The 560-nt window shown below is 73.2% G+C and carries 2 protein-coding genes; both read left to right on the forward strand.

All coding sequences use genetic code 11. The features are described 5' to 3' along the window. The coding region (locus QYM41_RS17740) for an ArsR/SmtB family transcription factor (protein WP_368801088.1) at positions 1-323 on the forward strand (323 nt) is incomplete at its 5' end. A gap of 3 nt (positions 324-326) precedes the next feature. Next, the coding region (locus QYM41_RS17745) for an SRPBCC domain-containing protein (RefSeq protein WP_368801089.1) at positions 327-560 on the forward strand (234 nt) is incomplete at its 3' end.

The following is a 560-nucleotide window of genomic DNA, read 5'->3' on the forward strand; positions in this document are numbered from 1 at the left end:
CCTTCCTGGCCCTGGCCGACCCGGTCCGCCGCCGCATCGTCGCCCGGCTCAGCCGCGGACCGGCCACGGTCACCGAACTGGCGGAACCCTTCGCGATCTCCCTCCAGGCGGTCTCGAAGCACATCCAGGTCCTCGAGCAGGCGCAGCTCGTCACGCGCACCCGTGACGCCCAGCGCCGGCCCGTCCACCTGGACCCCGCACGGCTCGAGGCGCTCACCGCGTGGATCGACCGGTACCGGCTGGTCCGGGAGGAGCAGTTCCGCCGCCTCGACGCCGTGCTCGACACCCGAGCCGCGGACCGCGGCCAGCACACCCAGGACTGAACCATGGGACACGCACTGCACCTGACCGTCCCCGACGGCCTGCCCTTCATCGACTTCGAGCGCGAGTTCGCCCACCCCGTGGCCGACGTCTTCCGCGCCCACGCCGACCCCGAGCTGTTCCGGCAGTGGATCGGGCCGCGCGGGCTGCGGACCCGGATCGACGGCTTCGAGTTCCGCCCCGGCGGCGCCTACCGGTTCGTCCAGCGCGGCGAGGACAGCACCGAGGAGTACGCCTTC

It is taken from the genome of Kocuria oxytropis (genome assembly GCF_040981195.1).
Taxonomy (GTDB): domain Bacteria; phylum Actinomycetota; class Actinomycetes; order Actinomycetales; family Micrococcaceae; genus Kocuria; species Kocuria oxytropis.